Below are 25177 nucleotides of genomic sequence, written 5' to 3' on the forward strand. Positions count from 1 at the left end.
CTCGATGGCGGGTCCGGGCGACAATACGCGCAACAAGTCGAAGACGGGCTCTGAAGCCGACAGCTTCAAGCGTGCCGTCACCGTCTGCATGCGCGCCATCGCCGGCGACAAGGAGCTGGAAGTCGGCTTCGCCAAGGACCGCCCGGCGCTCGCCGGCAGCCGCGCCCGGCTGCCGGAATTGCCCAAGAAGGCGTCCAAGACCGACATAGCCATCACCCGCGGCCTCGGCGATTCCATGGCGCTCAAGCGCGCCTGCCATGACGTGCGCATCCACAGCAGACTGGCGCCGGAAGGCAAGGCGGCCCGCGCCATCTACGACGCGGTCGAGCAGGCGCGCGTCGAGGCGATCGGCAGCCGCGCCATGCAAGGGGTCGCCGACAATATAGGCTCGATGCTGGAGGACAAATACGCCAAGGCCAATCTCGTCGACGTCAAGGACAAGGCCGACGCCCCGATCGAGGAGGCGCTGGCGCTGATGGTGCGCGAGAAGCTGACCGGCCGGCCGATCCCCAAGAGCGGCGAGCGGCTGGTCGAGCTCTGGCGCCCCTGGGTAGAGGAAAAGGCCAGCGCCGACCTCGACGGGCTGTCGTCCAAGCTCGACGACCAGCAGGCCTTCGCCCGCGTCGTGCGTGAAATGCTCGCCTCCATGGAAATGGCCGAGGAACTCGGCGACGAGCAGGAGACAGAAGATTCAGAGGACAATGACGACAACCAGCCGCAAGGCGAGGAACAGAGCGAGGAAGGCGGCGAGGACGATTCCGGCTCCGAACAGTCGCAGTCCGAAGATGCCGAGGCTTCCTCTGACGACGAGCAGTCGGCCGAGACCGAAGCCTCCGACGCCACTGCCGACGATTTGTCCGACGACGACGATGCCGATGCCGAGACGCCCGGCGAGGCGCGCCGCAACGACAACCCTTTCACCAACCTTCCGAAGGAGATCGATTACAAGGTCTTCACGTCAGCTTTCGACGAGACGGTGGGGGCGGAGGAGCTTTGCGAGGAAGAAGAGCTCGACCGGCTGCGCGCCTTTCTCGACAAGCAACTCGCCAACCTGTCCGGCGTCGTCGGCCGGCTGGCCAACCGTTTGCAGCGCCGCCTGATGGCGCAGCAGAACCGGTCGTGGGATTTCGACCTGGAGGAGGGCTATCTCGATCCGGCACGGTTGGTGCGCGTCGTCATCGATCCGATGCAGCCGCTGTCTTTCAAGCAGGAGCGCGACACCAAATTCCGCGACACGGTGGTGACGCTGGTGCTCGACAATTCGGGTTCCATGCGCGGCCGGCCGATCACCGTGGCCGCCACCTGCGCCGACATTCTGGCGCGCACGCTGGAACGCTGCGGCGTTTCGGTCGAGATTCTGGGCTTCACCACACGCGCCTGGAAAGGCGGGCAGGCCCGCGAGAAGTGGCTGAAGGACGGCAAGCCGCCGAATCCGGGTCGGCTGAACGACCTGCGCCACATCATCTACAAGTCGGCCGACCATCCCTGGCGGCGGGCACGGCGCAATCTCGGACTGATGATGCGCGAGGGCCTGCTCAAGGAAAACATCGACGGCGAGGCGCTGCTGTGGGCGCATAACCGGCTGATCGCCCGGCCGGAGCAGCGCAAGATCCTGATGATGATCTCGGACGGCGCGCCGGTCGACGATTCGACGCTGTCGGTCAATCCAGGCAATTATCTCGAGCGCCATCTGCGCGCCGTCATCGAACTGATCGAGACGCGCTCGCCGGTCGAGCTGCTTGCCATCGGCATCGGCCATGACGTCACCCGCTATTACCGGCGCGCCGTCACCATTGTCGATGCCGAGGAACTGGCCGGCGCCATGACCGAGCAATTGGCTTCGCTGTTCGCCGAGGAAAGCGCACGCGATACGCGGCGGGGCGGCATGCGGCGCGCCGGATGATCTTTTCGCACGGCGGATTTCGACAAGCACTTTTCGCCGCCATCGCCCTGTTTGCCGGTGCAGCCCCGGTGCCATCCAGTTCGGCCGGCGCGACCTCGGTTGAACCGGTCGAGGTCTCGGCCCGCCCGATCACCGAATTCCGTATAGGCCGTGCCGACAAGCAATTCGGTCCGCTCGAATTCGTCGGCGGGCTGGAGATGACGTCGCCGTCGCGCGATTTCGGCGCGCTGTCGGCCTTCCGTTTCCTGAAAGGCGGTCGCGACTTCGTCGGCGTCGCCGATACCGGATTCTGGTTCTTCGGCACCGTGACCCATGATGCGGACAAGCGCCCGTCAGGCATCGGGGACTTCCGCATGGAACAGATGGTCGATGCATCGGGCCAGCCGATCGACGAGAAATCGGAAGTCGATGCCGAGGGGCTTTCCGTCAAGGACGGCATTGCCACCGTGGGTTTCGAGCGCAACCATCGCGTCGCCCAGTTCAAAATTGGCCCCGACGATATGAAGGCGCCGTTCAGGCAGATGGATTTCCTGGTTCCGGCATGGGAGCTGCGCCGGAACCGAGGCTTCGAGACCGTCACCCACGCCAATGCCAATGGCCGCCACCAAGGCGGCCTGGTCGTGGTGTCGGAAAAGAGCTTGGACAAGGGCGGCAACATCTATGCCGCCATCATCGAAGGTCCGCACAAGGGCGTCTTCACCGTCAAGCGCAACGGCGATTTCGATATCACCGATGGGGCTTTCCTGCCGGATGGCGACCTTCTGCTGCTGGAGCGCAGTTTCACGATGGCAGGAGGCCTCAAGATGCGGCTGCGGCGCGTTGATGGCGAGACCGTGGAGAAGGGCGCGGTCGCCGACGGTCCGGTGCTGCTGGAAGCCGATATGGGCTACCAGATCGACAATATGGAAGGGCTCGACGTCTGGACGCGCGAAGACGGCGCGCTGATGGTGTCGCTGATCTCCGACGACAACCACTCGATCCTGCAGCGCAATCTCTATCTGGAATTCATTTTGCACCAGGACTGATCTGGCGCTCCAGCTGCGAAGCTGAAGTTGAAGGTATTCAACGCCGGCTTCGATTTGGTCGGAGGCCTTCCCCCACTCCGTCGAGCGCAACTCGACGGAGTGGGGGTCGACTATTCATCAAATGACGGCGTCCGCTCAGGGTCGCGAGCCGTTGGTGGCGATCCAGATGACATGACGCGCGCCGCGCTTGCCGTTGGCGCGCGTGCTCACCTCCTCGACCGCGAAACCTGCCTGCTTCAGCCGCCGGGTGAAGCCGCTGTCCGGCCCTTGCGACCACACGGCAAGCACGCCGCCGGGCTTCAGTGCGGTGCGCGCTGCCGCCAGACCCTGCAGGCTGTACAGCGCGTCGTTGGATTTGTGAACGATGCCGTCCGGGCCATTGTCGACATCGAGCAGGATGGCGTCCCAGACCGCGGGCCGGGATCTTATAAACTGCCCGACATCGGCCTCCCGGACGATGACGCGCGGATCGTCGAGACAGCCACCAAACAGTTCGGCCATCGGCCCTCGCGCCCACGCGATGACCGCCGGCACCAACTCCGCGACAGTGATTTCGGCATTCTCGCCCAACTCGGCGAGAGCGGCGCGCAGCGTAAAACCCATGCCAAGCCCGCCGATCAGCATTCTCGGCTGTCTGCGGCCGGCGATCCTCCGACAGGAGAGCCTGGCCAACGCTTCTTCCGAGCCGCTGAGGCGGCTGTTCATCAACTCGTTGGTGCCCAGCATGATCGAGAATTCGGAACCGCGCCGCTTGAGCCGAAGCTCCTGCGCGCCATCCGGGGTTTTCGCGGAGTCCAGCTGGATCCAGGGAATCACGGCCTAGACCGCAGCAACAGCCGGCTGGCTCCAGCGGGCGGCGAGCAGCCGATAGGGGATCAGTGCCACGACGGCGATGATCAGCTTCACGCTGAGGTCGCCAAGCGCCCAGGAGACCCAACGCATGGCCTCGACCGGCAGCACGCCCATCAGCGGCGCCGTTTCCAGCGCAAAACTGTCGCTTGGGCCAGCGAAGGCGAAAGCCGCGGAGAAAGCGACGCTGAAGAACACGACGGTGTCGAACACCGAGCCGACCAGCGTGCCGACGATCGGCGCCCGCCACCAGCTCTGTCGGCGCAGACGGTTGAACACGGTCACGTCTAGCAATTGCGCGGTGAGGAAGGCCGCGCCGGACGCCGCCGCGATGCGCACCAGCCGGTCGGCGGCGGTCTCGAACTCGATGAAACCATGGCGGAACAGGAAGGGCGGCACGAGGACCGAGCAGACCACCGCCGTCATGAAGCCGACAAAGACGATCCGGCGCGCCACGGCAGGCCCGTAGCGGCGGTTGGCAAGGTCCGTGACCAGAAAGGAGAACGGGTAGGTGAACGCGCCCCAGGTGAGCAGGTCGGCCAGCGACAAGCCGCCGATCCGACCCTGCATCGGGAACTGCACGAGGATATTCGATGCCACGACGACAAGCGCCATGGCGGCCACGAAGGGCAGGTATCGCGAGAAGGAAGTCATTTTTTTATCCTGGGTAATGGAACCAGCGGAGCGTCATGCCGAAACCGGATCGCGCTCGCTTTGTTCGAGCATCGGATTTCCGAAACCGCCTTGCGGACGGCGACCCGATGTCCAAGGCCAACAAGAGGTTGGCCAGGGCGGTTGTCCCCCGCCTGAAGGCAGTTTACGCGGCAGCCTGCTCGGCGAGCTTCTTGGCGATCTGCTTCTTCAAGAGGCGCGCGCGCTGCGACAGCTCCTTGACGTCAGCCTTGGCCAGGAAGGCGTCGAGACCGCCGCGATGCTCGACCGAACGCAGCGCGTTGGCGGAAATGCGCAGGCGCACATTCTGGTTCAGCGCTTCCGAAATCAGCGTCACATTGACGAGGTTCGGCAGGAAGCGACGCTTGGTCTTGTTGTTGGCGTGGCTCACATTGTTGCCGGTCTGGACTGCCTTGGCAGTGAGTTCGCAGGTGCGGGACATGGTTCTAACCTTCAGTTCTCTCGGGGACCTGCCAAACCTTCGTGCCCACGCCGGGTGGCGCGCGGTTCTGGTCAAGCGGCCTTATGGAAAAAGTTGGCGTTCCATAGTTGCATTTCGCCCATGCGTCAAGCTCCAGCCTGGCCCAGCGGCATTTCATACTAAGGCCGGAATTCGTCGTATAAGCGGTTCCATAGGGACATGCCAGACCGGAGTTGTCCGCCTCCGGTTGAAATCAAGGATCCGATCGCGCCATGCTTCGCTTGCCCCATGCCCTTGCCGCCGCGCTGGCCGTCGCCTCGCCGTCGCCTGCGACGGCCGCCTCGCCGCAGTCCTTCAGGGGCGAATACACAGTGTCGTTTCTGGGCCTTTCTATCGCGAAATCAAGCTTTTCAAGCCATTATGAGAACGGCGTCTACTCGATCGACGGCAGCGTTTCCGCGGCTGGTCTCGCCAAGCTGTTCGATGACACGCGCGGCACGATCTCGTCCAAGGGTACGATTTCGGGCCAGAAGATGGTGCCGCAGGCGTTCCGCGCGGACTACACTTCCGGCAAGAAAGCCTCCGCCATCGACATTCGTTTTGCCAATGGCAACGTCATCTCGACGACGGTCGTTCCCGCGCCGGAAAAGCGCGATCCCGACAGTTGGGTGCCGCTTGGCGCCGGCGACCTGGCATCGGTGCTCGATCCGATGGCGGCAACCGTCATCCATGCCGGCAGCCTCGACAAGGTCTGCGGCCGCACCGTGAGGCTGTATGACGGCGAGATGCGCGCCAACCTGACGCTGAGCTACGCTTCAAAAGGGTCGATCTCGGTGCCCGGCTACAAGGGCGACACCGTCACATGCCGGATGGGTTTCGAGCCGGTGGCGGGCTACCGCAAGGGCCGCAAGGCGCTCAACTACCTCAAGAACAAAAGCCGCATAATGGTGACATTTGCGCCGCTCGGCCAAACCGGGGTATATGCGCCGATCCGCGCGACGGTCGGGACGCAGATCGGCACCTTGACCATCAGCGCCAGGCGTTTCGAAGCAATACAATAAGGCGCCACGCGCGCCGCTGGAGACAGAATGGGGCGCGCGACACTGATCGGCTTTTCGGCCGTGGCCATGTGGGCACTGCTGGCGTTGCTTACGGACGCATCCGGCAAGGTGCCGCCGTTCCTCTTGTCGGCGATCACCTTCTCGATCGGCACCGGGGTCGGGCTTTTCGCGCGCCTTTTCATGTCGGCCGCGGATAAAAGCCAGAGGATACCTCGCCAGGTCTGGGTGATCGGCATTGCCGGCCTTTTCGGCTACCACTTTTTCTACTTCACCGCGCTGCGCAACGCGCCGGCGGTGGAGGCCAGTCTGATCGCCTATCTGTGGCCGCTGCTGATCGTGCTCGGCTCGGCGCTGATGCCGGGCGAGCGGCTGGCCTGGAACCATATCGTCGGCGCGCTGCTTGGCCTTGCCGGCACCTTCCTCATCGTCACCAAGGGCGGCGGCCTCGCCTTCGACGCGCGCTATGCCTTCGGCTACGCCATGGCTGCCGTCTGCGCCGTGCTGTGGTCGTCCTATTCGCTCCTGTCGCGGCGTTTCCCGTCAGTGCCGACCAGCATCGTCACTTGGTTCTGCGCGGCGACCGCGCTGTTGTCGCTTGCCTGCCATCTGGCGCTGGAAGAGACGGTGCTGCCCGCGAGTGCCGGGCAATGGCTTGCCGTGCTCGGGCTCGGCCTGATGCCAGTGGGGGCAGCCTTCTATGCCTGGGATGTCGGGGTCAAGCGCGGCAACATCCAGGTGCTGGGCGCGGCAAGCTATGCCGCGCCGCTCCTGTCGACGCTGGTGTTGATCGCGGCCGGCGTCGCCGAACCGTCGCTGCGCATCCTCGCCGCTTGCGTGCTCATCACCGGCGGCGCTGCCCTGGCGGCAAAGTCGCTGTTCCTGCGCAAGCCCGCTGCTTCCGAAAGCGGAGCCGGTGCATCCGAAAACGGAGCCGGGGCATCCGAAGGCGGAGCCCGGGCGTGACGATGCCGTTTCCAGGCGGCATCGACGCCAACGCCAATGCGACGCTGATCTTTTCGCTGGTGGCGGCGGTTGTCTACGCCTTCACATCAGGCATGGCGCCGACGCTCGCCCGTTCGGCGGCAAAAACGCTCGCCGTGGCCATGCTTGCCGTGCTGGCGGCGATGCAGGGCGGGCCGCTGCTACTGGTCGCCGCTCTTGCGCTGAGCGCCATCGGCGACGCCTTCCTGTCGCGGGATGGCGAAAAGATGTTTCTGGGCGGGCTGGGCAGCTTTCTCGCCGCGCATATCGTCTACGTCGTGCTGTTCCTGCGCAGCGGCGGGGGGATGGGAGTGCTGGGGGCCGAACCTTGGCGCGCGGCAATCGCACTTGCGATGGCGGTATTCGTTATTCTCATGCTGGCGGCGCTGTGGCGCCGCGTCGGCCCGGCCCTGCGAGCGCCGATCGCGGGCTATGTCGCGGCCATCCTCGCCATGGGCATTTCGGCGCTGACGACGAGCAGTGCCGCTGTTATCGGCGGTGCCGTGCTGTTCATGGCGTCCGACGCGCTGCTGGCCACGGAACGCTTCCTGGCGGCCGCCATTTCGCCACATCGCGCCTGGATGCGTTTGGCGGTCTGGGTGCTTTACTACGCCGCGCAGCTCGTGATCACGCTTGGTTTCCTGCTGCGCTAAGGGTTTCCGGCTGCGTCAGAGCTGTTTAGGCCGCCAACCAGGCTCCGCCAGTTCAAACGCCGCAAAGTCGAAGCCCGGCGCCACGGTGCAGCCGACCAGGGTCCACTCGCCCAGGCTGCGCGCCGATTGCCACCAGCCCGCCGGCACGACGATTTGCGGCCGCTCGCCGGCCGCAAGCTCGATGCCGAGCACCTGCTCGATCACCCGGTTAGCCTTTGGGCCGCCTTCTTCCCATATCGACAGCGCCAGCGGCGCGCCGGCGTAGAAGTGCCAGGCCTCGGCTGCATCCCTGACGCGATGCCAGGCGGAAACCTGGCCCTGCTCCAGCAGAAAATAGATCGCCGTCGAGTGGCCTCGAGCTCCGCCGCCACCGTCGCGAAAGGTTTCCGTGTACCAGCCGCCTTCCGGATGCGGCTTCATGCCAAGGATGACGATGATTTCTGCGGAACTCGTCATGGTTTCGACCAGTGTCGCTTGGCCTAGAAATTATCCTTGCGCTTGCGGATCTCGGCAAAAACCTCGACATCCGACGCCTTCTCCATGCCGAGATGCCTGCGGATTGCCGGATCGTGCCAGCGCAGGAAAGGGTTGGTCGACAATTCCTCGCCGATCGTGGTCGGCAGCGTCGGCTTGTTATCGGCGCGCAGCGCTTCAATTTTTGCCGCGCGTTCCTTCAATGCCGAATTGGTCCGGTCGACGCTCAGCGCGAAACGGGCGTTGGCGAGCGTGTATTCGTGCCCGCAATAGATCACGGTCGCGGCAGGCAGTGCCGCGAGCTTCTTCAGGGATCCATACATCACCGGCGGCTTGCATTCGAACAGCCGCCCGCAGCCGAGCGCGAACAGCGTGTCGGCGGTGAACGCCACTTTCGATGCCGGCAGGTGATAGGAGACGTGGCCGGCGGTGTGGCCGGGGGTGGCGATCACTTCGATGCGCTCCTCGCCGAGACGCAGGATCGAACCGTCCTCGACAGTGTCGTCAATGCCGGGAATCTTGGCCTTTTCGGCTTCGGGACCCACGATGCGCAGCTTGAAGCGCTGCTTCAGCGCCAGATTGGCCTCGACATGGTCGGCATGGTGATGCGTGGTCAGGATCATCGTCGGCGTCCAGCCGGTGCGCTTGACCGCAGCCAGGATCGCCGCTTCTTCCGGCGCATCGATAAGCGCGGTCTGACCGCTTTTGGGGTCATGCACCAGCACGCCGAAATTGTCGCTGCGGCACATGAACTGTTCGATTTCGACCGCCATCGCATCTCTCCATCTTTCGCCGCAGACATAGGACGCCGACGCGCGGATGTCATCCCGGAGATGACTAATGTCAGGATGTCATTCGACATCCGGGATCTCGGGACGTCGCGGCCTTTTGTTGAAACCCGCCGATATCGCGGCTACATCCCTGACATGCATTCCGACATCGTCGATCTCCGCTCCTTCTATTCGACAGCGCTCGGTCGCTTCGCCGAGCATTCGATCACCATGGCCTTGTCATCGATATGGGCCACCGTGCCCAATGAGCGGCTTGTCGGGCTCGGCTACACCTTGCCTTGGCTGGAACGGTTCGGCAGCGACGCCGAGCGGGTGTTCGCCTTCATGCCGGCGACGCAGGGCGCCGTGGTCTGGCCGGCGGCGGGACCGACGGCGACGGCTCTGGTTTTCGACGAGGAACTGCCGCTGGTCGATTCCTGCATCGACCGCATGCTGCTCGTGCATTCGCTCGAGCATGTCGAAAACCCGCGCGAAACGCTGAACGAGATCTGGCGCGTGCTGTCGCCGGCCGGCCGGGTGGTCATCGTCGTGCCCAACCGGCGCGGCGTCTGGGCGCGGTTCGAGCACACGCCGTTTGGCAATGGCAGGCCGTTCTCGCGCGGTCAGCTCACCGAGTTGCTGCGCGAGGCGAATTTCACGCCCGCCGCCTGGTCCGACGCCCTGTTCTTTCCGCCATCGCGGCGGCGTTTCATGATGCGCTTCCACAATATGGTGGAGCGCGCCGGCCGGCGGCTGTGGCCGATCTTTTCCGGCGTCATCGTGGTCGAGGCGCAGAAGCGGCTCTATCAGGGCGTGCCGGCCGCCCAGCGCGCTTCCCGACGGGTTTTCGTGCCGGTGCTTTCGCCGCATGCAGCAACGCGGCTCGGCCGGCGAATAGAGACCGGGGGCACGACATCGCCGGGTCCGCGAATGACACCTTCGTGATCATGCCAGAAACTTGCGCCGGACGGCATTTCGCGACCTATCTGTCGCTGACGGGCTCGCAGCCTGGCTGAGTGACCGGTGGCGTCACTACACTTCATCCGGTTTTCAGCACCGCTTTTGAACGCAAGGACTTCAGCTCATGGCCGATTATCCGGACAATGATGCCTCTGCCCGGCCTATCGCTGCGGTCGAAGCTTCGAGCCTGCGTGATCAGGTGGCAACCATCAAGCTGGCGCTTGCCGGGTCGCCGGTCCGCAAAGGGCTACGCTGGGCCTCCATCGGAATGGTTGCCGTCATTGTCGCGACCTCGATCGGCCAGGTTCTGCTCAACCGCTGGAACCAGCCTTTCTACGATGCGCTTGCACGCCGCGACATGCAGGCCTTCCTGCACCAGCTCGCCGTTTTTGCCGCGATTGCCGGTGGGCTTCTTGTGCTCAATGTCGGCCAGACCTGGCTCAATCAGACGATCCGGCTGAAGCTGCGCGAGGCGCTGACGCTCGATCTGATCGATGGATGGATGCGGCCGGCGCGCGCTTTTCGCCTGGCGCATGCAGGCGCCATCGGGGTCAATCCCGACCAGCGCATGCAGCAGGACGCGAGCCATCTTTCCGACCTGTCGACGGATCTTGGCGTTGGCCTGCTGCAATCCCTAATCCTGCTCGCCTCCTTCGTCGGCGTGTTGTGGGAGCTGTCCTCGGGCTTCGTCTTCCATGTCGGCGGGACATCGCTCGCCATACCGGGCTACATGGTGTGGGCGGCCATCCTCTATGCCGGAACGGCTTCCTGGCTGAGCTGGCTGGTCGGACGGCCACTGATCCACCTCAACAGCGACCGCTACACACGCGAGGCGGAGCTGCGTTCCTCGATGGTGCGCGTCAACGAGAACATCGATGCCATCGCGCTCGCCCGAAGCGAGCCCGATGCCAGGCGGCGGCTGGAAACCGACCTGGGCACCGTGCTCGGCGCCATGCGACGCATCTATAACGCCCAGATCAATCTCGCCTGGGTGACGGACACCTATGGCTGGATCACCGTGGTGGCTCCCATCCTGGTCGCTTCGCCGGTCTATTTCGCGGGCGATATCAGCTTCGGCGGACTGATGATGGCGGTCGGCGCCTTCAATCAGGTCCATTCTTCATTGCGTTGGTTCATCAACAATATCGGCAGCATCGCCGATTGGCGCGCGACGCTGATGCGCGTCGCCGATTTCCGCATTGCGCTGGATGAGACCGATGTGCTGCACGGCCAGGAAAGGCGCATCGAATTCGGCGAGAATGCAAACGGCAAGCTGACCTTCGAGAAACTCGAAGTGGCCTCGCCGGAGGGCTGCACGAGGCTCGCCGACCAGCATGTCGAGATCCACGCCGGCGAACGCGTCATGCTCACCGGCGAGCCTGGCGCGGGCAAGACGCTGTTCTTTCGCGCCATTGCCGGCCTGTGGCCATGGGGGAGCGGGCGCATCGGCATGCCGGCGGGAGAGACGCCCATCTTCGTGCCGCGCACGCCTTACTTCCCAACCGCCACGCTGCGCGAAGTGCTCGACCGCGTGGACGGGGTTGCGCCGGCAAGCGATGCCGATATCTCAGCCGTGCTGGCCGAGATCGGCCTGGAACACCTGTCGTCGTCGCTCGGCCGCAGCGCGCGCTGGGAGCATGAACTGGCCGACGACGAACTGCGCCTGCTGGCCTTTGCCCGCCTCGTGCTGCGCCAACCAAAATGGGTGATCATCGATGAGGCTCTCGATGCCTTCGACGGACCGACACTGCGGCGGGTGTTGTCGATGCTGGAGAAGCGGCTGGGCGGGGCGACGATCTTCAATATAGGCCGCGGCCAGCACAACAATCAATTCTTCCCGCGCGCACTGACCATCGTGAAGGCGTCCGGCGTGCCGGCTCTGAAGCCCGCGCGCATAAGGGCAGGCGCGATCGAGCCGCCGCCGGCCGCTCCTCGCCCCAAGAAATAGCACTTCCGGCATCTATTCGGACCAGCCCGCGCCACGCCACGTGGCAGCTTTATTTCGCCGTGATCGCGAGGGAAGATCGCACCGGAAACATAGCTTGAGCCGGCCATGCTTGATGCTCTCAGCCTGCTTGCCTGCCTGGCCTGCACCGAGGCCGCCGTGACTGCGCCTGCGCCGGACAGCCTGGCCGTTGACGTCGAATTGGTGCTGGCGGTCGATATCTCATTGTCGATGGACGAGAAGGAGTTCGCCCTGCAGCGCGCCGGCTATGTGGAGGCGCTGCGTCATCCCGACTTCGTCAAGGCGGTCCGCGCCGGGAACGCCGGTCGCATCGCGCTCACCTATTTCGAATGGGCCGGCACCGTGCGCGACGACGCGCTCATCGGCTGGCAGGTCATCGACGGCGCCGAGAGCGCCAACGCCTTTGCCGACAAGATAGCGGCCCGTCCGTTCCGCAGCTTCCGCGGCACGTCGATCTCCGGCGCGCTCGCCTTCGGCGCGGGGCTCTTCGACCGCACCGCTTACGAAAGCGAACGCAGCGTCATCGATATTTCCGGTGACGGACCAAACAATATCGGGCTGCCCGTCACCGCCACGCGGGATGCGGCAAACGCCAGAGGCATCGTCATCAACGGCCTGCCGATCCTGATCAATCCATCGCCCACCTTCAGCCATCTCGACCGGTATTACGCCCAGTGCGTAACCGGCGGGCCGGGCTCCTTCGTGCTGCCGATTTATACAGCCGCCGAATTCTCGACGGCGATCCGGCGCAAGTTGATCCTCGAAGTGAGCGGCGTTCAGAACGAGACCAGGATCATTCCCGCCGAAGCCGAGGCTCCGATCGACTGCCTGCAAGGCGAACGCGACAGACGGTTCTTGTCGGATCCGTATTTCCCGGAGCTCGATCGCTGAGCCTTCGCCGGGCTATGCGTCCCAACCTGCTGATGACCTTCGTCGCAGAGATCAGCCTGCAGCTCGACTTCGCCCGAAAAGGGGGTGTCATAGCCACCTCCGGGATGGCCCCTATCGCTTCAACAAGAACACCGCTTGCTGGCCGAAGAAGTTCCAGAACCACCATGGCATTGACAGGCCGATCTTCTGGCCGTTGGCGTCGAGCGCGGTCGCCCTTTCCACGGTCGCGCCAAGCTCCTCGCACAGATTGACGAAGTCGCGGATGGTGCAGAAGTGGATGTTCGGCGTGTCGTACCAGGAATAGGGCAGGTCCTTGGTCACCGGCATGCGGCCCCTGACGAACAGCGACAGGCGCACCCGCCAGTGGCCGAAATTGGGGAAGGAAACGATGGCGTGTTCGCCGATCCTGAGCAGTTCGTCGAGAACGAGCTTCGGGTTGCGGGTCGCCTGCAAGGTCTGCGACAGGACGACGAAATCAAAACCCTTGTCGGGATAGAATTCGAGATCCTTGTCGGCGTCGCCCTGAACGACGGAAAGGCCGCGCGCCACGCATTCGTTGACACCGCGCTGCGACAGCTCCAGTCCGCGGCCGTCGATCTGCTTGGTTTCCTGCAAAAGCTCGAGCAGCGAGCCGTCGCCGGAGCCGACGTCCAGCACCCGCGATTGCGGCGGGATCAGACCGGCGATCACCTCGAGATCGACGCGCTGGGCGCGGTTGACGCTCATGGCTTGCCCCTTGTCGTGGTGCGTGACCCTTGATGGACAGGTCTGCAATTTTGCGGGGTCATGCACCGAGCCCTCTCGCTCGCGCGGCCGAGCCGATGAAGCCATTGATGGCGGCGAACAGTTCCGGCTCGTCAAGCAGGAAGGCGTCGTGCCCGCGATCGGTCTCGATCTCGACGAAGGACACCGACGCGCCGGCGGCATTCAGCGCATGGACGATCGAGCGGCTCTCCTCTGTCGGAAACAGCCAATCCGAGGTGAACGAAACCAGGCAGAAGCGTGTCTTGGTGCCGGCAAAAGCATCGGCCAGCCTGCCGCCATGGTCGGCGGCGAGGTCGAAATAGTCCATGGACCGCGTCATGTAGAGATAGGAATTGGCGTCGAAGCGGTCGACGAAAGTCATGCCCTGGTGACGCAGATAGCTCTCGATCTGGAAGTCGGCGTCGAAGCCGAAGGTCAGAGCTTCGCGGTCCTGCAGGTTGCGGCCGAACTTCCGGTGCAAGGCGGCTTCCGACAGGTAGGTGATGTGGGCGGCCATGCGCGCCACGGCGAGCCCCTTTTCCGGGCGTTTGCCGTGGTCGAAATACTTGCCGCCATGCCATTCTGGGTCCGCCATCACGGCCTGCCGGCCGACCTCGTGGAAAGCGATGTTCTGCGAGGAATGACGCGCGCCGGTGGCGATCGGCAGCGCCGAGAAAACACGCTCCGGATAGCTCGACGCCCATTGCAGCACCTGCATGCCGCCCATCGACCCGCCGAGCACGCAAAACAGTTTTTCGATGCCGAAATGGTCGATCAGCATCTGCTGGGCACGCACCATGTCGCGGATGGTGATGACCGGAAGGTCGAGCCCATAGGGCTTGCCGGTGGCGGGATTGGTGGAGGCCGGACCGGTGGAACCGAGGCAGCCGCCGATGACGTTTGAGCAGATGACGAAGAAGCGGTTGGTGTCGATGATCTTGCCGGGCCCGATCAGCACTTCCCACCAACCCGGCTTGCCGGTCACCGGATTGGTGCTGGCCACATGCTGGTCGCCGGTCAATGCGTGGCAGACGAGAATGGCGTTGGAACGGGCGTCATTCAGCGTGCCGTAGGTCTGGTAGGCGATCTGGAACGGCGACAGCAGCGTGCCGGCGTCGAGCTTGAGCGGCTTGTCGGCGCCGAAGCGCACGACCGGGCTCGACGGTTGGTCTGCCTCGTTGTTGGTTCTGCCAGCGCGCTGAGCGGCCATCTCGTCTCTCTTGCTGCACCTTGCCTTTGCGGAAATCGCTGCCGATCTCCGCGCCGCCGATGCGTTCGTCCGGCCGATCGCGGACAACAAAAAACCGGCATTGCCTTCGCAAAGCCGGTTACGTCGCGCAAACGGCCCTTTAGCGAATTGTTTAACGTGGCTGCAAGCCGACCGGCCAAATCACCACGGAACTGTCGATGCCCTTCTAGAACTCACCTGCCTCGCCGTCAATGCCGCTTGCTGGCACCACTGCCACCTCTCGACATTGCCGGCCATGGCTTGTATTTCCGCAGCGGCTTCCAGGATGGAGGCGTTCTCGACGGATTTTGCGATATGAGCCAGACCTCGGACAAGGCACGTCCAACCCCGCGCGCGGGCATCATGGACATCCAGGCCTATGTGCCGGGCAAGAGCTCGGCCCCCGCCGGGGTGGACAAGGTCCACAAGCTGTCGTCGAACGAGAACCCGCTCGGCCCCTCGCCGAAGGCAATCGAGGCCGCGCGCGAGGTCGCCGCCAAGCTCGACGTCTATCCCGACGGCACCGCCCGGCGCCTGCGCGAAGCAATCGCCGAGGTGCATGGTCTGAACGCACAGAACATCATCTGTTCCAACGGCTCCGACGAGATCCTCGGCCTGCTGGCGCAGACTTATCTCGCCCCCGGCGACGAGGCCATATTCACCGAACACGCCTTCATGGTCTACAAGATCTACATCCAGTCGGCGGGGGCGACGCCTGTCGCGGTCAAGGAGACCGAGGAGCGCGCCGACATCGATGCGATCCTGGCGGCCGTCACGCCACGTACGAAGATCGTGTTCCTCGCCAATCCCAACAATCCAACCGGCACTTACGTGCCGTTCCAGGAGGTGCGCCGCCTGCATGCCGGCCTGCCGAAGAACGTGCTTCTGGTGCTCGATGCCGCCTATGCCGAATATGTCAGGCGCAACGACTATGAGGCCGGCATCGAGCTCGCGGGCAGCTCTCAGAACGTGGTCATGACCCGCACCTTCTCCAAGATCGGACTTGGCGGGGCGCGGATCGGATGGATGTATGGGCCGATGCACATCGTCGACGCGATCAACCGCATACGCGGTCCCTTCAACGTCAATGCGACGGCGATCGAGGCCGGCATCGCCGCCGTCCGCGACCGCGCCCATATCGAGCGCAGCGTCGCGCATAACGAGACCTGGCTGGCCTGGCTGAGCGAACAGATGACCGGGCTCGGGTTGCGGGTGACGCCGAGCGTCGGCAATTTCCTCCTCATTCATTTTCCCGACGACGGCAAGCATTCGGCCGCGGCGGCGGACGATTATCTCACCCAGCGCGGCTACATACTGCGGCGTGTTTCGGGCTATGGCTTTCCCAACGCACTGCGTATGACGGTCGGCACCGAAGAGGCCAATCGCGGCGTTGTCGCGGCACTCACGACATTCCTGAAAAGCTAGAACGCCATGGCATCACCGATGTTCGAAAAGATCGCGCTGGTCGGTATCGGCCTGATCGGCTCGTCGCTGGCCCGCGTCATCCGCCGCGAGGGCCTGGCCGGCCATGTCGCCATCTCGACGCGCAGCGCCGCGACGCTGGTGCGGGCGCAAGAGCTTGGGCTGGGCTCCTCCTACGCCATAGATGCCAAGGAAGCGGTCCGCGATGCCGACCTTGTCATCGTCTCGGTGCCGGTCGGCTCGTCCGGCGCGGTGGCTCAGGAGATCGCGCCGGCGCTGAAGAGGGGCGCCATCGTCACCGATGTCGGCTCGACCAAGGCTTCCGTGATCGCACAGATGCAGCCGCATATACCCGGTGGGGTGCATTTCATTCCCGGCCATCCGCTGGCCGGCACGGAGAAATCTGGGCCCGATGCCGGTTTCGCCGATCTGTTCGACAACCGCTGGTGCATTTTCACCCCGCTGCCGGACACGGATCCGGACGCGCTGGAAAGGCTTTCCGAATTCTGGCGCCGTTGTGGCGCCAACATCGACACGATGGATCCGCAGCATCACGACATGACGCTGGCCATCGTCTCGCATTTGCCGCACATCATCGCCTACAACATCGTCGGCACCGCCGATGACCTAGAATCGGTGACCAAGACGGAAGTCATCAAATATTCCGCTTCCGGTTTCCGCGACTTCACGCGCCTCGCCGCCTCCGATCCGACCATGTGGCGGGACGTGTGCCTGCACAACAAGGACGCGATCCTGGAAATGCTGGCGCGGTTCTCGGAGGATCTGGCTTTTCTGCAGCGGGCGATCCGCTGGGGCGACGGCGACAAGCTGTTCGACCTGTTCACCCGCACCCGCGCCGTGCGACGCTCGATCATCGAGGCCGGCCAGGACATCGACGTGCCGGATTTCGGTCGCCAGGCGGTCGAGCATCCGGCGAAAAACTAGGCTCCTTCAGGCCAGGTCGCCGCCATCATCGCCAGTGTCTCGGCACGATCGGGCGCGCCCAGCCTGCCGCCGAAGCGCTGGCATTTGAGCGCCGCGGCCGCGCTGGCAAAGCGTAGCGCCTGCTCGATCGGCATGGCTTGCGCCAATCCGGCTGCGAATGCGCCATGAAAGACGTCGCCGGCTGCCAGCGTATCCACCACCTTGACCCTTGGCGCAGCGACGTGGCGTACGCAACCGGCCTGCCTGTCATGCCACCAGGTTCCAGCCCCGCCGGCGGTTACCGCGACGAAAGCGTCGGTGCACGAGGCAAGGTCGGCGCATGCGGTCTGCGGGTCCACCGCCTGGCCGCAGACGATGCGCGCCGCCGGTTCGGAGGCGACGATGTGCGAGGCGAGCGGCAACAGCCGCTCCAGCACTGCCAATGGCGCGGTGTCGGCATCGAGGATCCCGGGGCGGCCGGCAGCGCGCGCGGCGCTGAGCGCCAGCGCTGCCGCACCCGGCCAGCGCACATCGGCCAGCACGGCATCGAAAGCCGTGAGATCGGCGACCGGCAAGCCGTCGGGATCGGCCTGAGCGCGCTGATCGTAGCCCGGCACCCGGAAAGCCAGCCCGACGCAGGAACCCCCGCGGTCAAGGCCGAGCACCAGCCCCGGACGTTCCCGCGTGCCGCGATGCACGAAGGAAATAGACGCACAGCGCGCGACGATAGCCATGCAGGCGCGCCCGCCTTGTCTCGACATGCGCGAACCCCGGCCGCCATATCAACGAACCATAGCCAAACACCCAAAAATCGCCCATATCGCCGTGCCTGATTGCGTAAGAATGGCAACACCACACCGGAATCGGTGTTTTTTCCGTCCATCTCTGTCTACCTATTGTCGTTGCCAGAATCGACAGCCCGCCCACAGCCCCCATGCGTGAACGAGAACCGCAGCATGACGTCCACTGACGAACGCCAGCCGAAGCATCGCCGCCGCCTGTTCTGGCTTGCAGCGTTTGTCATCGCGCTGTTCGCCATCTACAGCGGCGGCTGGTTCTATCTCGCCGACAGGGTCCGGAGCGAAGCCGACAAGGCGATCGCCACGCTCAACAAGAGTGGCATCGAGGCCGGCTGCGCCAATCTCCAGGTCAGCGGTTATCCCCTGAGCTTCGCCGTCTCCTGCGACAATCTTGCTTATGAGGACGACGCCAAGAACCTTGCCGCCTCTGCCGGCTCCTTCAACGCCGTCGCCCAGATCATCCAGCCGCTGTCGCCGGTCGCGGACCTGCGCGGTCCGCTCAGGACCTCGGTTCCGGGCATGGTGCCGCTGTGGATCGACTGGGATGATCTTAAGGCCAACGTCAAGCTCTCATGGCCGCTGCCGCGACGCATTTCGCTCACGGCCGAGGGCCTGTCCGGCCAGACCGATCCGGCCGACGACACCGATCCGGTGCAACTGTTCAGCGCCGGCAAGGCGGCGGGCCAGCTGCAGCCGAACGGCAGGGATATCGACTATATCGGCAGCTTCGGCGATCTGGAGATCGACCCCGATGCGATCGGGGGCCGCGTCCTGCCGCCGCTCGACGCCAGTGGCGAGGCGACGCTGAAGAACGGCCTGGCCCTGATCGGCACGCAACTGAAAAGCCTGCGCGGCCAGGCCGTCGAGATCCGCAGGCTCGATTTGTCGTCGGGCACGGCGCACGTCACCGTTTCCGGGCCGCTGTCGGTCGACGCCGAGGGCCTGGTCGATGCCGATCTGATGATCAGACTGAAAGACCCGAAAGCCGTGGCCGCCATTCTCGGCGCCGCCATACCCGAACAGAAGAACCAGATCGAACAAGGCTTTGCCGCCCTGGCGCTGCTCGGCAACGAACCGTCGATGCCGCTCAAGGTGGTCAAGGGCAAGGCCTCGCTCGGCTTTATCCCGCTGGGCAAGATCAAGCCGGTCGACTAAGCATCCCCAATGGACAGACCGGCAAAACTCCTGAGCGTCGGCGCGCTGACGCTCGACACCATTCTTCGCGTCGAAGCGCTTCCCATCCATCAGGGCAAGTTCATGGCCGCCGATGGCGTCCAGATCGCTTCCGGCATGGCCACGAGTGCCGCCTGCGCCGCACGCCGGCTGGGCGCCGAAGTGTGGCTTTGGGCGAGCGCCGGCGATGATCAGGTCGGCGACCAGTTGATATCAGGCATCGAGGCGGAGGGCGTCGATTGCAGCCTCATCCGTCGCGTTGCCGGAGCGCGCTCGGCGCTGGCCGCGATCCTCGTCGACGGCCAACGAGTTGCGGGACGAGGTCATCGCCTATCTGCGTGAGCGCGAGCTGGTCACCAATGTCTATCTCGAGCGCATGCTCAATGTCCGCCTTGACGGCGGCGGCACGGTCGAGGCCGTGGCCTATATCGTCGACCGCAATCATGAGCAGTATGCCGGTGCGCTCGATGCGGCCCACGCCGCTGATGTGGTGCGCGGCGCTGTCGGCCAGTCCGGCAATAATGAGGATTATGTGTCGAGCACGCTGGACCATCTCCGGGCGCTCGGCATCCGCGATCACTGGTTGGAAGACGTGGCGAGGCGGATCGCGCCTTTGTGAAGCGCTGGCTTGCGGAAAAATCCGGCGAGGTCTTTGACCTCGATGCGGCGAGACCTAGGTTAGGCTCCGACTCTCAACGGGCGATAGCCGCCCAATCCCACCAACACGGAGATCAGCCTTGCAGAAACGCCGTCTCGGTCGCACCGACCTTTCCATCGCGCCGCTGGTTCTGGGCGGCAATGTCTTCGGCTGGACCGCCGACGAGAAGACGTCGTTCGACCTGCTCGACCGCTTCGTCGGCGCCGGCCTGAACGCGGTCGACACAGCGGACGCCTATTCGCGCTGGGTGCCCGGCCACGAGGGCGGCGAATCGGAAACCATCATCGGCAAATGGATGAAGGACCGCGGCAACCGCGATAAGGTCGTGGTGATCACCAAAGTGGGCTCGGACATGGGGCAGGGCCACAAGGACCTGTCCGCCGCTTACATCGAAAAGGCCGTCGATGCATCGCTGAAGCGGCTTCAGACCGAGTTCATCGATCTTTATCTGTCGCACTGGCCGGATCCAACCACGCCCTATGAGGAAACCCTCGGCGCCTATGAAAAGCTCCTCGCCAAGGGCAAGATCCGTTATGCCGGCTGCTCGAATCTCGACGCCGGCCAGTTGCGCGCCGCGCTCGACGTGGCAAGCCTGCGCAGCCTGCCGCGCTATGAAGTGCTGCAGCCGGAATACAATCTCTACGACCGCTCGTCGTTCGATGGCCCGCTGCGCGATCTCTGCATGGCGGAGGACATCGGCGTGATCACCTATTTCAGCCTGGCCAAGGGTTTCTTGAGTGGCAAATACCGCAGCGAGGCCGATCTCGGTCAAAGCCCGCGCGGCGGCGGCGTGAAAGATTACCTAAATGCGCGCGGTATGCGCATCCTCGCGGCACTCGACGCGGTGTCCGCCAGGCATTCGGCCAAACAGGCGGAAGTGGCGCTTGCCTGGGTCATTGCCCGGCCGGGCGTCACCGCGCCTATCGCCAGCGCCACCAAGCCTGAACAGATGGACAGCCTGATCAAGGCGGTGTCGCTGGAGCTGAGCGCCGACGACATGGCCGAGCTCGACAAGGCGAGCGGCTGAGCCGTCAGCAGCGCGCACGATCGTCCAAGGCGGTCGCCCCGACCTTGCCATACCGTCATTGACGCTTGGCAAGACAGGAGGCGCGGATGGCAGGCCCGCTTTTTTCGCAGCCGGATATGTGGCGTCAGCTCGTTGCGCTGATGCTTGCCGCCACGGCCGTCATGGGCAGCCCGGGACCGGCGACGATAAGCGTCACCGCCGTCGGCGCGGCGTTCGGCCTGCGCCGTTCCCTGAGCTACGCCTTGGGGGTCATCCTGGGCACGATCACCGTGCTTCTGGTCGTGGCAAGCGGGGTGAGCGCCATGCTTGCCGCGATGCCGCCGCTCGCGCCGCTGCTTGTCGCGGCGTCGGCTGCCTATATCCTCTATCTCGCGTTCAAGATTGCCAGCGCGCCGCCCCTGGCGGCGGATGCCGGCGAGGCCGCGCGACCGACATTCACCGGCGGGTTCCTGCTGGCGTTGGCCAACCCGAAGGCTTATGTGGCCATCGCCGCGGTGTTCGCCGGCGCGTCCGCGGATTCGGGCGCCGGCGCCATCGGCACCGGGCCGAAGCTGACCGCTCTCGCATTCATGATCGTCGCCATCCATGCCGTGTGGCTGCTTGCGGGCGCTGCTTTCGCGCGCTTTCTTCGCAGGCCGGTGGCTTCGCGCATCATCAATCTGGTCTTTGCCGCGACGCTGGTGCTGACGACCGCACTGGCTGTGTTCGCTTGAACGTTGCGCGAGCCGCCATCGGCGCGCCGAAGGCCGCACTTCAGGCTTTGGCGCCGAGTTCGCGCAGCCGCTTGACCGCCGTCGGCGGCAAGGCGGGCGGATTGGGTGCACGGGACGCGTCGATGAGGAACTGGTCGCAGGCGGTTTCGGTTTCGCCGATCAGCCGCCGCATGAATTCCTCCTTGTCCAGGCCCGGCGGGATCGGCGGCAGGAAGCGCGCCTTGATGGTGCCGGGATAGCGCAGGAACTTGCGGCGCGGCCAATAGAGGCCGGCAACATGGGCGACCGGCACCACGGGAATGCCGAGCTGCGCATAGATTTCGACGATGCCGTATTTGTAGGCGGGTTCGTCGCCGGGCGCGCGGCGGGTGCCTTCGGGATAGATGATGAGCTGCCGCGGGTTGCGCGCGATTTCTTCCTTGGTCGCCGCAACCACCGCCTTCAGCGCCTTGGAGCGGCTGCCGCGGTCGACCGGGATCATGCGCATTTTCAGGATGTACCAGCCGAAGAACGGAATCCAGGTCAGCTCGCGCTTCAGGATGTAGAGTGGATCCTGGAGATAGGGGAAGAAGGCGATCGCGTCCCAGAAGGACTGGTGCTTGGGCGCCAGGATGAAGGAACCTTCGGGCAGATTTTCCACCCCGATGATGTCGCTCTTGGTCCCGGCGATCTTGTCGTAGAGCCACATCGAGGTGCGCGACCAGAATTTCGGCACGAACCAGGCGCGATGGCGCGGCGACAGGAAATAATAGGGAGTCCAGAGGATCATCTGGACGATCAGATTGACGTAGAAGACGAAGTTGAACGCCAGCGATCGGACTTGGAGCATTGGGGGAGGCCCGGTAAGGAGGTGTGCGTTGGTTACACCAAGCGGGCGCAAAAAGGAAATGGCCGAAGATGCCCCCGAACGGCGCCGAAAGACGTTTCGGCTTCGCCCACGGCCCAGCCGCGCTACATCAGCCGCGCCAGTCTTTCTTTCAGGCGCGGGGCGGCGAAGTCAAGAAATGCGCGCAGCTTGACCGGCAGCAAGCCGTGGCCTGCGTGCACCAGGCTTACCGGCCAGGGTTCCGGTTCGAACTCCCGCAGCAGCACGCGCAGCGCGCCTGACCGCACCGCCGCGTCGACCTGGTAGGACAGCACCCTCGTCAGCCCGACGCCGGCGAGCGCCGCATCGATCGCAGCTTCGGCGGTGTTGACCTGAAGCCGCGAGCGGACCCGAATCGGCATCTCGGCCTTCCCGACGGTGAAGCTCCATGTCGAGAGCGCGCCCGGCCCTTCGAAGGTAATGCAGCTGTGGGCCTCGAGGTCCGCAAGCGCCGTCGGGGCGCCGCGTTCGGCCAGATAGCCGGGGCTCGCGCAAACGACACGGCGGATCGTACCGATCCGCATGGCGACAAAACTGGAGTCGGGAAGCCGGCCGATGCGGATGGCGAGGTCGAAATGGTCCTCGACCAACCGGGTTATGCGGTCGGCCAGCGTCAGGCGGATGTCCACGTCGGGATAGGCGGCGAGGAAGCCGGTCACGACCGGCAGCACGTGCAGGCGGCCGAAGACGACCGGCGCGGTGATGGCCAGTTCGCCCGTCGGGGCGCTGTATTCGCCGGCCGCCATGCGCTCGGCCTCGCCGACCTCGCCCAGGATGCGGCGGCAGGCGGCAAGATAGGCCTGGCCCGCATCGGTCAGCGTCAGCCGGCGGGTGGAGCGGTTCAGAAGGCGGGTCTTGAGATGCCGTTCCAGGTCGGAAACCTTGCGGCTGACCGTCGCCAGCGGAATGCGAAAACGGCGCGCGGCGGCAGACAGGCTGCCGGCCTCCGCCGCGGCGACAAAAAGCGACATGGCTTCGAGCCGGTCCATCGATTCTTCCGGAAATTGGAAGGATAGATTACAAATATGGCATCTACATCTGCTTGATGGAAGCCTCCATGTTGGGCGTGACGCAGACGGCCTGGGTCAAGAAAGGAATTGTCATGTCGCAAGATCGCCCGCCGCTGCCGCCATTCACCGCGGAAACCGCCGCGCAGAAGGCGCGCATGGCCGAGGATGCCTGGAACTCGCGCGATCCAGCCCGTGTCGCACTTGCCTATACGGCGGACAGCCGCTGGCGCAATCGTGCCGAGTTTCTGCAAGGCCGCGATGCCATCCAGGCTTTCCTGACGCGCAAATGGAGCCGGGAGCTCGACTACCGGCTGATCAAGGAGGTCTGGGCTTTCCACGGCAACCGTATCGCCGTGCGTTTCGCCTATGAGTGGCACGACGACAGCGGCTCCTGGTTCCGCAGCTATGGCAATGAGAACTGGGAATTCGACGAACACGGGCTGATGCGGCTGCGCATCGCCAGCATCAACGACCTGCCGATCGGCACTGCCGACCGTAAATATCACTGGCCGCTCGGCCGGCGGCCCGACGACCATCCGTCGCTGTCGGAACTCGGGCTCTAACCCCTCCGGGCAAGAAAGGCTATCGATGGGCGCGCATGCTTTCACCAGCGACGTGGCTTTCACGCCGACCGTCAAGGCGATCCAGGCCCGCAAGGGCTCGCGCCAAGCCTATTCCCGGGTCGAGGAGCGCGGTGGCTGGCAGTCGGTGATTACATCGGACCTTGCGGCCTTCATCGAGATGCAGACCAGCGTCTTCCTGTCGACGGCCAACGGCGTCGGCCAGCCCTATATCCAGCATCGCGGCGGGCCCGCCGGCTTCCTCAAGGTGCTCGATGAAAAGACGATCGGCTTCGCCGATTTCGCCGGCAACAGACAGTTCATCACCCAGGGCAATCTGGCCGACAATCCGCAGGCCTTCCTGTTCCTCATCGACTATGCCCATCGCCAGCGCGTCAAGATCTGGGGCAGCGCGCGCGTGGTGGAGGGCGACGCCGAGCTGACGGCGAGGCTGATGCCGCCGGATTATGCGGCGCGGCCCGAACAGGTCATTCTGTTCACCGTGGCGACCTGGGATGCCAATTGTCCGCAGCACATTCCGCAGCGTTTCGAGGCCGCCGATGTGGCGGCGGCGCTGGCCGAACGGGACAGGCGGATCGAACGGCTCGAACAGGAAGTCGCACGCCTGCGGCAGGCGCCGGGATCCGTCGTCACCAAATGACGAGCAGGTTCAGCTGCCGGCGGCGATCTCGGCCAACGCGATGCCGTCCGGCGTCGGCTTCACCGGAACGATGCCGCGCGCCAATGCCAGCAAATATTTATTGTATTCGGTGAACAGCACGCGCAATGCCCGCGGCTTGGTCAGCCAGCCGCCATTGTCGAGATTGCTGTTGACCACCGGATAGGGTTCGAGCTTGGCCTTGTGCAGCAGCCGGCCCATTTCCAGCAGGCTGCGCGGCATGTGGTAATTGTTGGTGACGAGGATCACCGTGCCATAGGCATGGCTCTCGACCCATTTGGCGCTTTCCTCGGCATTGCCGATCGTGTCGAGCGCGGCGCGGTCGATGTCGACGCAGCAGGAAAACAGCCTGATGTCACCGCCGGTCGCGGCCTGAAGCTGACGCCGGCTGGCGGAGGGATGCACACCGCTAATCAAAAGCCGCGCGCCCTTGCCGGACGCCAGCAGTTCCATCGCCGCATCGAGGCGCGATTGGCCGCCGGTCAACACGATGATCGCGTCTGCCTTGGCCGGGTTGGCAGGGGTGGTCAGATGGCTGACGGTGTTGGCGAACCAGCCGAAGCCGCCGGCAAACAGGGCGACCAGGGCAAGCAAGGCGAAAGAAGAAACGCGCAGCATGGCCGAAACACGGCCGCGTCCATGCGGACGCGCCGCCAACGCCGGCATCGGTCCAACGGTACTGGTCGAGTCCCGCACCTCCATCATGGCATGGTTAATCCCGAAATGCGGCCTTTGGTAGGTAAAAATC

General features: G+C 64.6%; 27 protein-coding genes, 2 pseudogenes and 1 riboswitch. Of the genes and pseudogenes, 17 read left to right on the forward strand and 12 right to left on the reverse strand.

Going from position 1 to position 25177, the window contains the following annotated elements; all coding sequences use genetic code 11:
- Nucleotides 1–4: 4 nt before the first annotated feature.
- Both cobT and FJ973_RS24420 read left to right on the forward strand, forming a co-directional pair.
- Nucleotides 5–1903, forward strand: coding sequence for a cobaltochelatase subunit CobT (gene cobT / locus FJ973_RS24415; protein WP_140500762.1), 1899 nt, complete (start codon nucleotides 5–7; stop codon nucleotides 1901–1903).
- Nucleotides 1900–2928 (forward strand): esterase-like activity of phytase family protein, encoded by a 1029-nt coding sequence (locus FJ973_RS24420; protein ID WP_140558091.1) that lies wholly within the window; start codon nucleotides 1900–1902, stop codon nucleotides 2926–2928. The genes cobT and FJ973_RS24420 overlap by 4 nt, the downstream gene beginning before the upstream one ends.
- Nucleotides 2929–3063: 135 nt before the next feature.
- Here FJ973_RS24420 and FJ973_RS24425 read toward each other — a convergent pair whose 3' ends face one another.
- The 3 genes from FJ973_RS24425 to rpmB all read right to left on the reverse strand — a co-directional run bounded on the left by FJ973_RS24425 (nucleotide 3064) and on the right by rpmB (nucleotide 4891).
- The gene (locus FJ973_RS24425) at nucleotides 3064–3744 is read right to left on the reverse strand and encodes a hypothetical protein (RefSeq protein WP_140500764.1); all 681 of its coding nucleotides are present in this window, start codon (nucleotides 3742–3744) and stop codon (nucleotides 3064–3066) included.
- Nucleotides 3745–3747: 3 nt separating this feature from the next.
- On the reverse strand, nucleotides 3748–4431 hold the full coding sequence (locus FJ973_RS24430; protein WP_140558092.1) for a queuosine precursor transporter: 684 nt from the start codon (nucleotides 4429–4431) through the stop codon (nucleotides 3748–3750).
- 163 nt (nucleotides 4432–4594) lie between these two features.
- Nucleotides 4595–4891 (reverse strand): 50S ribosomal protein L28, encoded by a 297-nt coding sequence (gene rpmB / locus FJ973_RS24435; protein ID WP_140500766.1) that lies wholly within the window; start codon nucleotides 4889–4891, stop codon nucleotides 4595–4597.
- Between the two features lie 251 nt (nucleotides 4892–5142).
- Between rpmB and FJ973_RS24440 the strand changes: the two genes are divergently transcribed.
- From FJ973_RS24440 to FJ973_RS24450, 3 genes are read left to right on the forward strand one after another with little or no spacing between them, the layout of a single operon-like run.
- Complete coding sequence (locus FJ973_RS24440; protein WP_140500767.1) at nucleotides 5143–5931, forward strand: DUF3108 domain-containing protein; 789 nt, start codon at nucleotides 5143–5145, stop codon at nucleotides 5929–5931.
- Between the two features lie 27 nt (nucleotides 5932–5958).
- Nucleotides 5959–6894 (forward strand): EamA family transporter, encoded by a 936-nt coding sequence (locus FJ973_RS24445; RefSeq protein WP_140558094.1) that lies wholly within the window; start codon nucleotides 5959–5961, stop codon nucleotides 6892–6894.
- On the forward strand, nucleotides 6891–7565 hold the full coding sequence (locus FJ973_RS24450) for a lysoplasmalogenase family protein (protein WP_140500769.1): 675 nt from the start codon (nucleotides 6891–6893) through the stop codon (nucleotides 7563–7565). The genes FJ973_RS24445 and FJ973_RS24450 overlap by 4 nt, the downstream gene beginning before the upstream one ends.
- Before the next feature lie 15 nt (nucleotides 7566–7580).
- Here FJ973_RS24450 and FJ973_RS24455 read toward each other — a convergent pair whose 3' ends face one another.
- Together FJ973_RS24455 and gloB are read right to left on the reverse strand one after the other, a co-directional pair.
- Nucleotides 7581–8021, reverse strand: a complete 441-nt coding sequence (locus tag FJ973_RS24455) for a cupin domain-containing protein (protein WP_140500770.1) — start codon at nucleotides 8019–8021, stop codon at nucleotides 7581–7583.
- 23 nt (nucleotides 8022–8044) lie between these two features.
- Nucleotides 8045–8812, reverse strand: a complete 768-nt coding sequence (gene gloB / locus FJ973_RS24460; protein WP_140558095.1) for a hydroxyacylglutathione hydrolase — start codon at nucleotides 8810–8812, stop codon at nucleotides 8045–8047.
- A 153-nt stretch (nucleotides 8813–8965) separates the two neighbouring features.
- On the opposite strand from gloB, the gene FJ973_RS24465 reads away from it, so the two are divergent.
- From FJ973_RS24465 to FJ973_RS24475, 3 genes are all read left to right on the forward strand, one after another.
- Nucleotides 8966–9754 (forward strand): methyltransferase domain-containing protein, encoded by a 789-nt coding sequence (locus FJ973_RS24465; RefSeq protein ID WP_140525413.1) that lies wholly within the window; start codon nucleotides 8966–8968, stop codon nucleotides 9752–9754.
- A gap of 139 nt (nucleotides 9755–9893) precedes the next feature.
- Nucleotides 9894–11717 (forward strand): ABC transporter ATP-binding protein/permease, encoded by a 1824-nt coding sequence (locus tag FJ973_RS24470; RefSeq protein ID WP_140558097.1) that lies wholly within the window; start codon nucleotides 9894–9896, stop codon nucleotides 11715–11717.
- A gap of 105 nt (nucleotides 11718–11822) precedes the next feature.
- Nucleotides 11823–12626: a DUF1194 domain-containing protein gene (locus tag FJ973_RS24475; RefSeq protein ID WP_140558098.1), complete on the forward strand. Its 804-nt coding sequence runs from the start codon at nucleotides 11823–11825 to the stop codon at nucleotides 12624–12626.
- Between the two features lie 111 nt (nucleotides 12627–12737).
- Here the strand turns inward: FJ973_RS24475 and metW are convergent, their stop codons facing one another.
- Nucleotides 12738–13352: a methionine biosynthesis protein MetW gene (gene metW / locus FJ973_RS24480; RefSeq protein WP_140558100.1), complete on the reverse strand. Its 615-nt coding sequence runs from the start codon at nucleotides 13350–13352 to the stop codon at nucleotides 12738–12740.
- A 58-nt stretch (nucleotides 13353–13410) separates the two neighbouring features.
- Nucleotides 13411–14580, reverse strand: a complete 1170-nt coding sequence (locus tag FJ973_RS24485) for a homoserine O-acetyltransferase (protein ID WP_140513895.1) — start codon at nucleotides 14578–14580, stop codon at nucleotides 13411–13413.
- A gap of 119 nt (nucleotides 14581–14699) precedes the next feature.
- Nucleotides 14700–14777: riboswitch (SAM riboswitch) on the reverse strand.
- 136 nt (nucleotides 14778–14913) lie between these two features.
- On the opposite strand from FJ973_RS24485, the gene hisC reads away from it, so the two are divergent.
- On the forward strand, nucleotides 14914–16023 hold the full coding sequence (hisC, locus tag FJ973_RS24490) for a histidinol-phosphate transaminase (protein ID WP_140558101.1): 1110 nt from the start codon (nucleotides 14914–14916) through the stop codon (nucleotides 16021–16023).
- A gap of 6 nt (nucleotides 16024–16029) precedes the next feature.
- Entirely contained in the window at nucleotides 16030–16965 is a 936-nt protein-coding gene (locus FJ973_RS24495) for a prephenate/arogenate dehydrogenase family protein (protein WP_181170950.1), read from the forward strand.
- Here FJ973_RS24495 and FJ973_RS24500 read toward each other — a convergent pair.
- Together FJ973_RS24500 and FJ973_RS31780 are read right to left on the reverse strand one after the other, a co-directional pair.
- On the reverse strand, nucleotides 16962–17678 hold the full coding sequence (locus FJ973_RS24500; RefSeq protein WP_348642403.1) for a PfkB family carbohydrate kinase: 717 nt from the start codon (nucleotides 17676–17678) through the stop codon (nucleotides 16962–16964). The two genes, FJ973_RS24495 and FJ973_RS24500, sit on opposite strands and share 4 nt — an antisense overlap.
- Complete coding sequence (locus FJ973_RS31780; RefSeq protein ID WP_348642404.1) at nucleotides 17596–17880, reverse strand: gamma-glutamylcyclotransferase; 285 nt, start codon at nucleotides 17878–17880, stop codon at nucleotides 17596–17598. The genes FJ973_RS24500 and FJ973_RS31780 overlap by 83 nt, the downstream gene beginning before the upstream one ends.
- 20 nt (nucleotides 17881–17900) lie before the next feature.
- Here FJ973_RS31780 and FJ973_RS24505 point away from each other — a divergent pair, with 20 nt between their 5' ends.
- The 5 genes and pseudogenes from FJ973_RS24505 (at nucleotide 17901) to FJ973_RS24525 (ending at nucleotide 21315) form a co-directional block, all read left to right on the forward strand.
- On the forward strand, nucleotides 17901–18899 hold the full coding sequence (locus FJ973_RS24505) for a DUF2125 domain-containing protein (RefSeq protein ID WP_140513891.1): 999 nt from the start codon (nucleotides 17901–17903) through the stop codon (nucleotides 18897–18899).
- 9 nt (nucleotides 18900–18908) lie between these two features.
- Nucleotides 18909–19217 (forward strand): annotated as a pseudogene (locus FJ973_RS24510) (PfkB family carbohydrate kinase); the annotation flags it as partial.
- Between the two features lie 7 nt (nucleotides 19218–19224).
- Nucleotides 19225–19536 (forward strand): annotated as a pseudogene (locus FJ973_RS24515) (gamma-glutamylcyclotransferase); the annotation flags it as partial.
- A 118-nt stretch (nucleotides 19537–19654) separates the two neighbouring features.
- Nucleotides 19655–20602 (forward strand): aldo/keto reductase, encoded by a 948-nt coding sequence (locus FJ973_RS24520; protein ID WP_140558105.1) that lies wholly within the window; start codon nucleotides 19655–19657, stop codon nucleotides 20600–20602.
- Nucleotides 20603–20688: 86 nt separating this feature from the next.
- Nucleotides 20689–21315: a LysE family translocator gene (locus FJ973_RS24525; RefSeq protein WP_140558107.1), complete on the forward strand. Its 627-nt coding sequence runs from the start codon at nucleotides 20689–20691 to the stop codon at nucleotides 21313–21315.
- Between the two features lie 40 nt (nucleotides 21316–21355).
- Here the strand turns inward: FJ973_RS24525 and FJ973_RS24530 are convergent, their stop codons facing one another.
- Both FJ973_RS24530 and FJ973_RS24535 read right to left on the reverse strand, forming a co-directional pair.
- On the reverse strand, nucleotides 21356–22144 hold the full coding sequence (locus tag FJ973_RS24530) for a 1-acyl-sn-glycerol-3-phosphate acyltransferase (RefSeq protein WP_140558108.1): 789 nt from the start codon (nucleotides 22142–22144) through the stop codon (nucleotides 21356–21358).
- A gap of 122 nt (nucleotides 22145–22266) precedes the next feature.
- Nucleotides 22267–23169 (reverse strand): LysR family transcriptional regulator, encoded by a 903-nt coding sequence (locus tag FJ973_RS24535; protein ID WP_140558110.1) that lies wholly within the window; start codon nucleotides 23167–23169, stop codon nucleotides 22267–22269.
- Nucleotides 23170–23282: 113 nt separating this feature from the next.
- On the opposite strand from FJ973_RS24535, the gene FJ973_RS24540 reads away from it, so the two are divergent.
- Both FJ973_RS24540 and FJ973_RS24545 read left to right on the forward strand, forming a co-directional pair.
- The gene (locus FJ973_RS24540; protein WP_140525422.1) at nucleotides 23283–23753 is read left to right on the forward strand and encodes a DUF1348 family protein; all 471 of its coding nucleotides are present in this window, start codon (nucleotides 23283–23285) and stop codon (nucleotides 23751–23753) included.
- 25 nt (nucleotides 23754–23778) lie between these two features.
- Nucleotides 23779–24411: a pyridoxamine 5'-phosphate oxidase family protein gene (locus tag FJ973_RS24545; protein WP_140558112.1), complete on the forward strand. Its 633-nt coding sequence runs from the start codon at nucleotides 23779–23781 to the stop codon at nucleotides 24409–24411.
- A gap of 9 nt (nucleotides 24412–24420) precedes the next feature.
- On the opposite strand, the gene FJ973_RS24550 is transcribed toward FJ973_RS24545, so the two are convergent.
- Nucleotides 24421–25134 carry a YdcF family protein gene (locus FJ973_RS24550; RefSeq protein WP_140558113.1) on the reverse strand — a complete coding sequence of 238 codons (714 nt, stop codon included), beginning with the start codon at nucleotides 25132–25134 and terminating at the stop codon, nucleotides 24421–24423.
- Nucleotides 25135–25177 lie beyond the last annotated feature (43 nt).

It is taken from the genome of Mesorhizobium sp. B2-1-3 (assembly GCF_006442495.1).
Classification (GTDB): domain Bacteria; phylum Pseudomonadota; class Alphaproteobacteria; order Rhizobiales; family Rhizobiaceae; genus Mesorhizobium.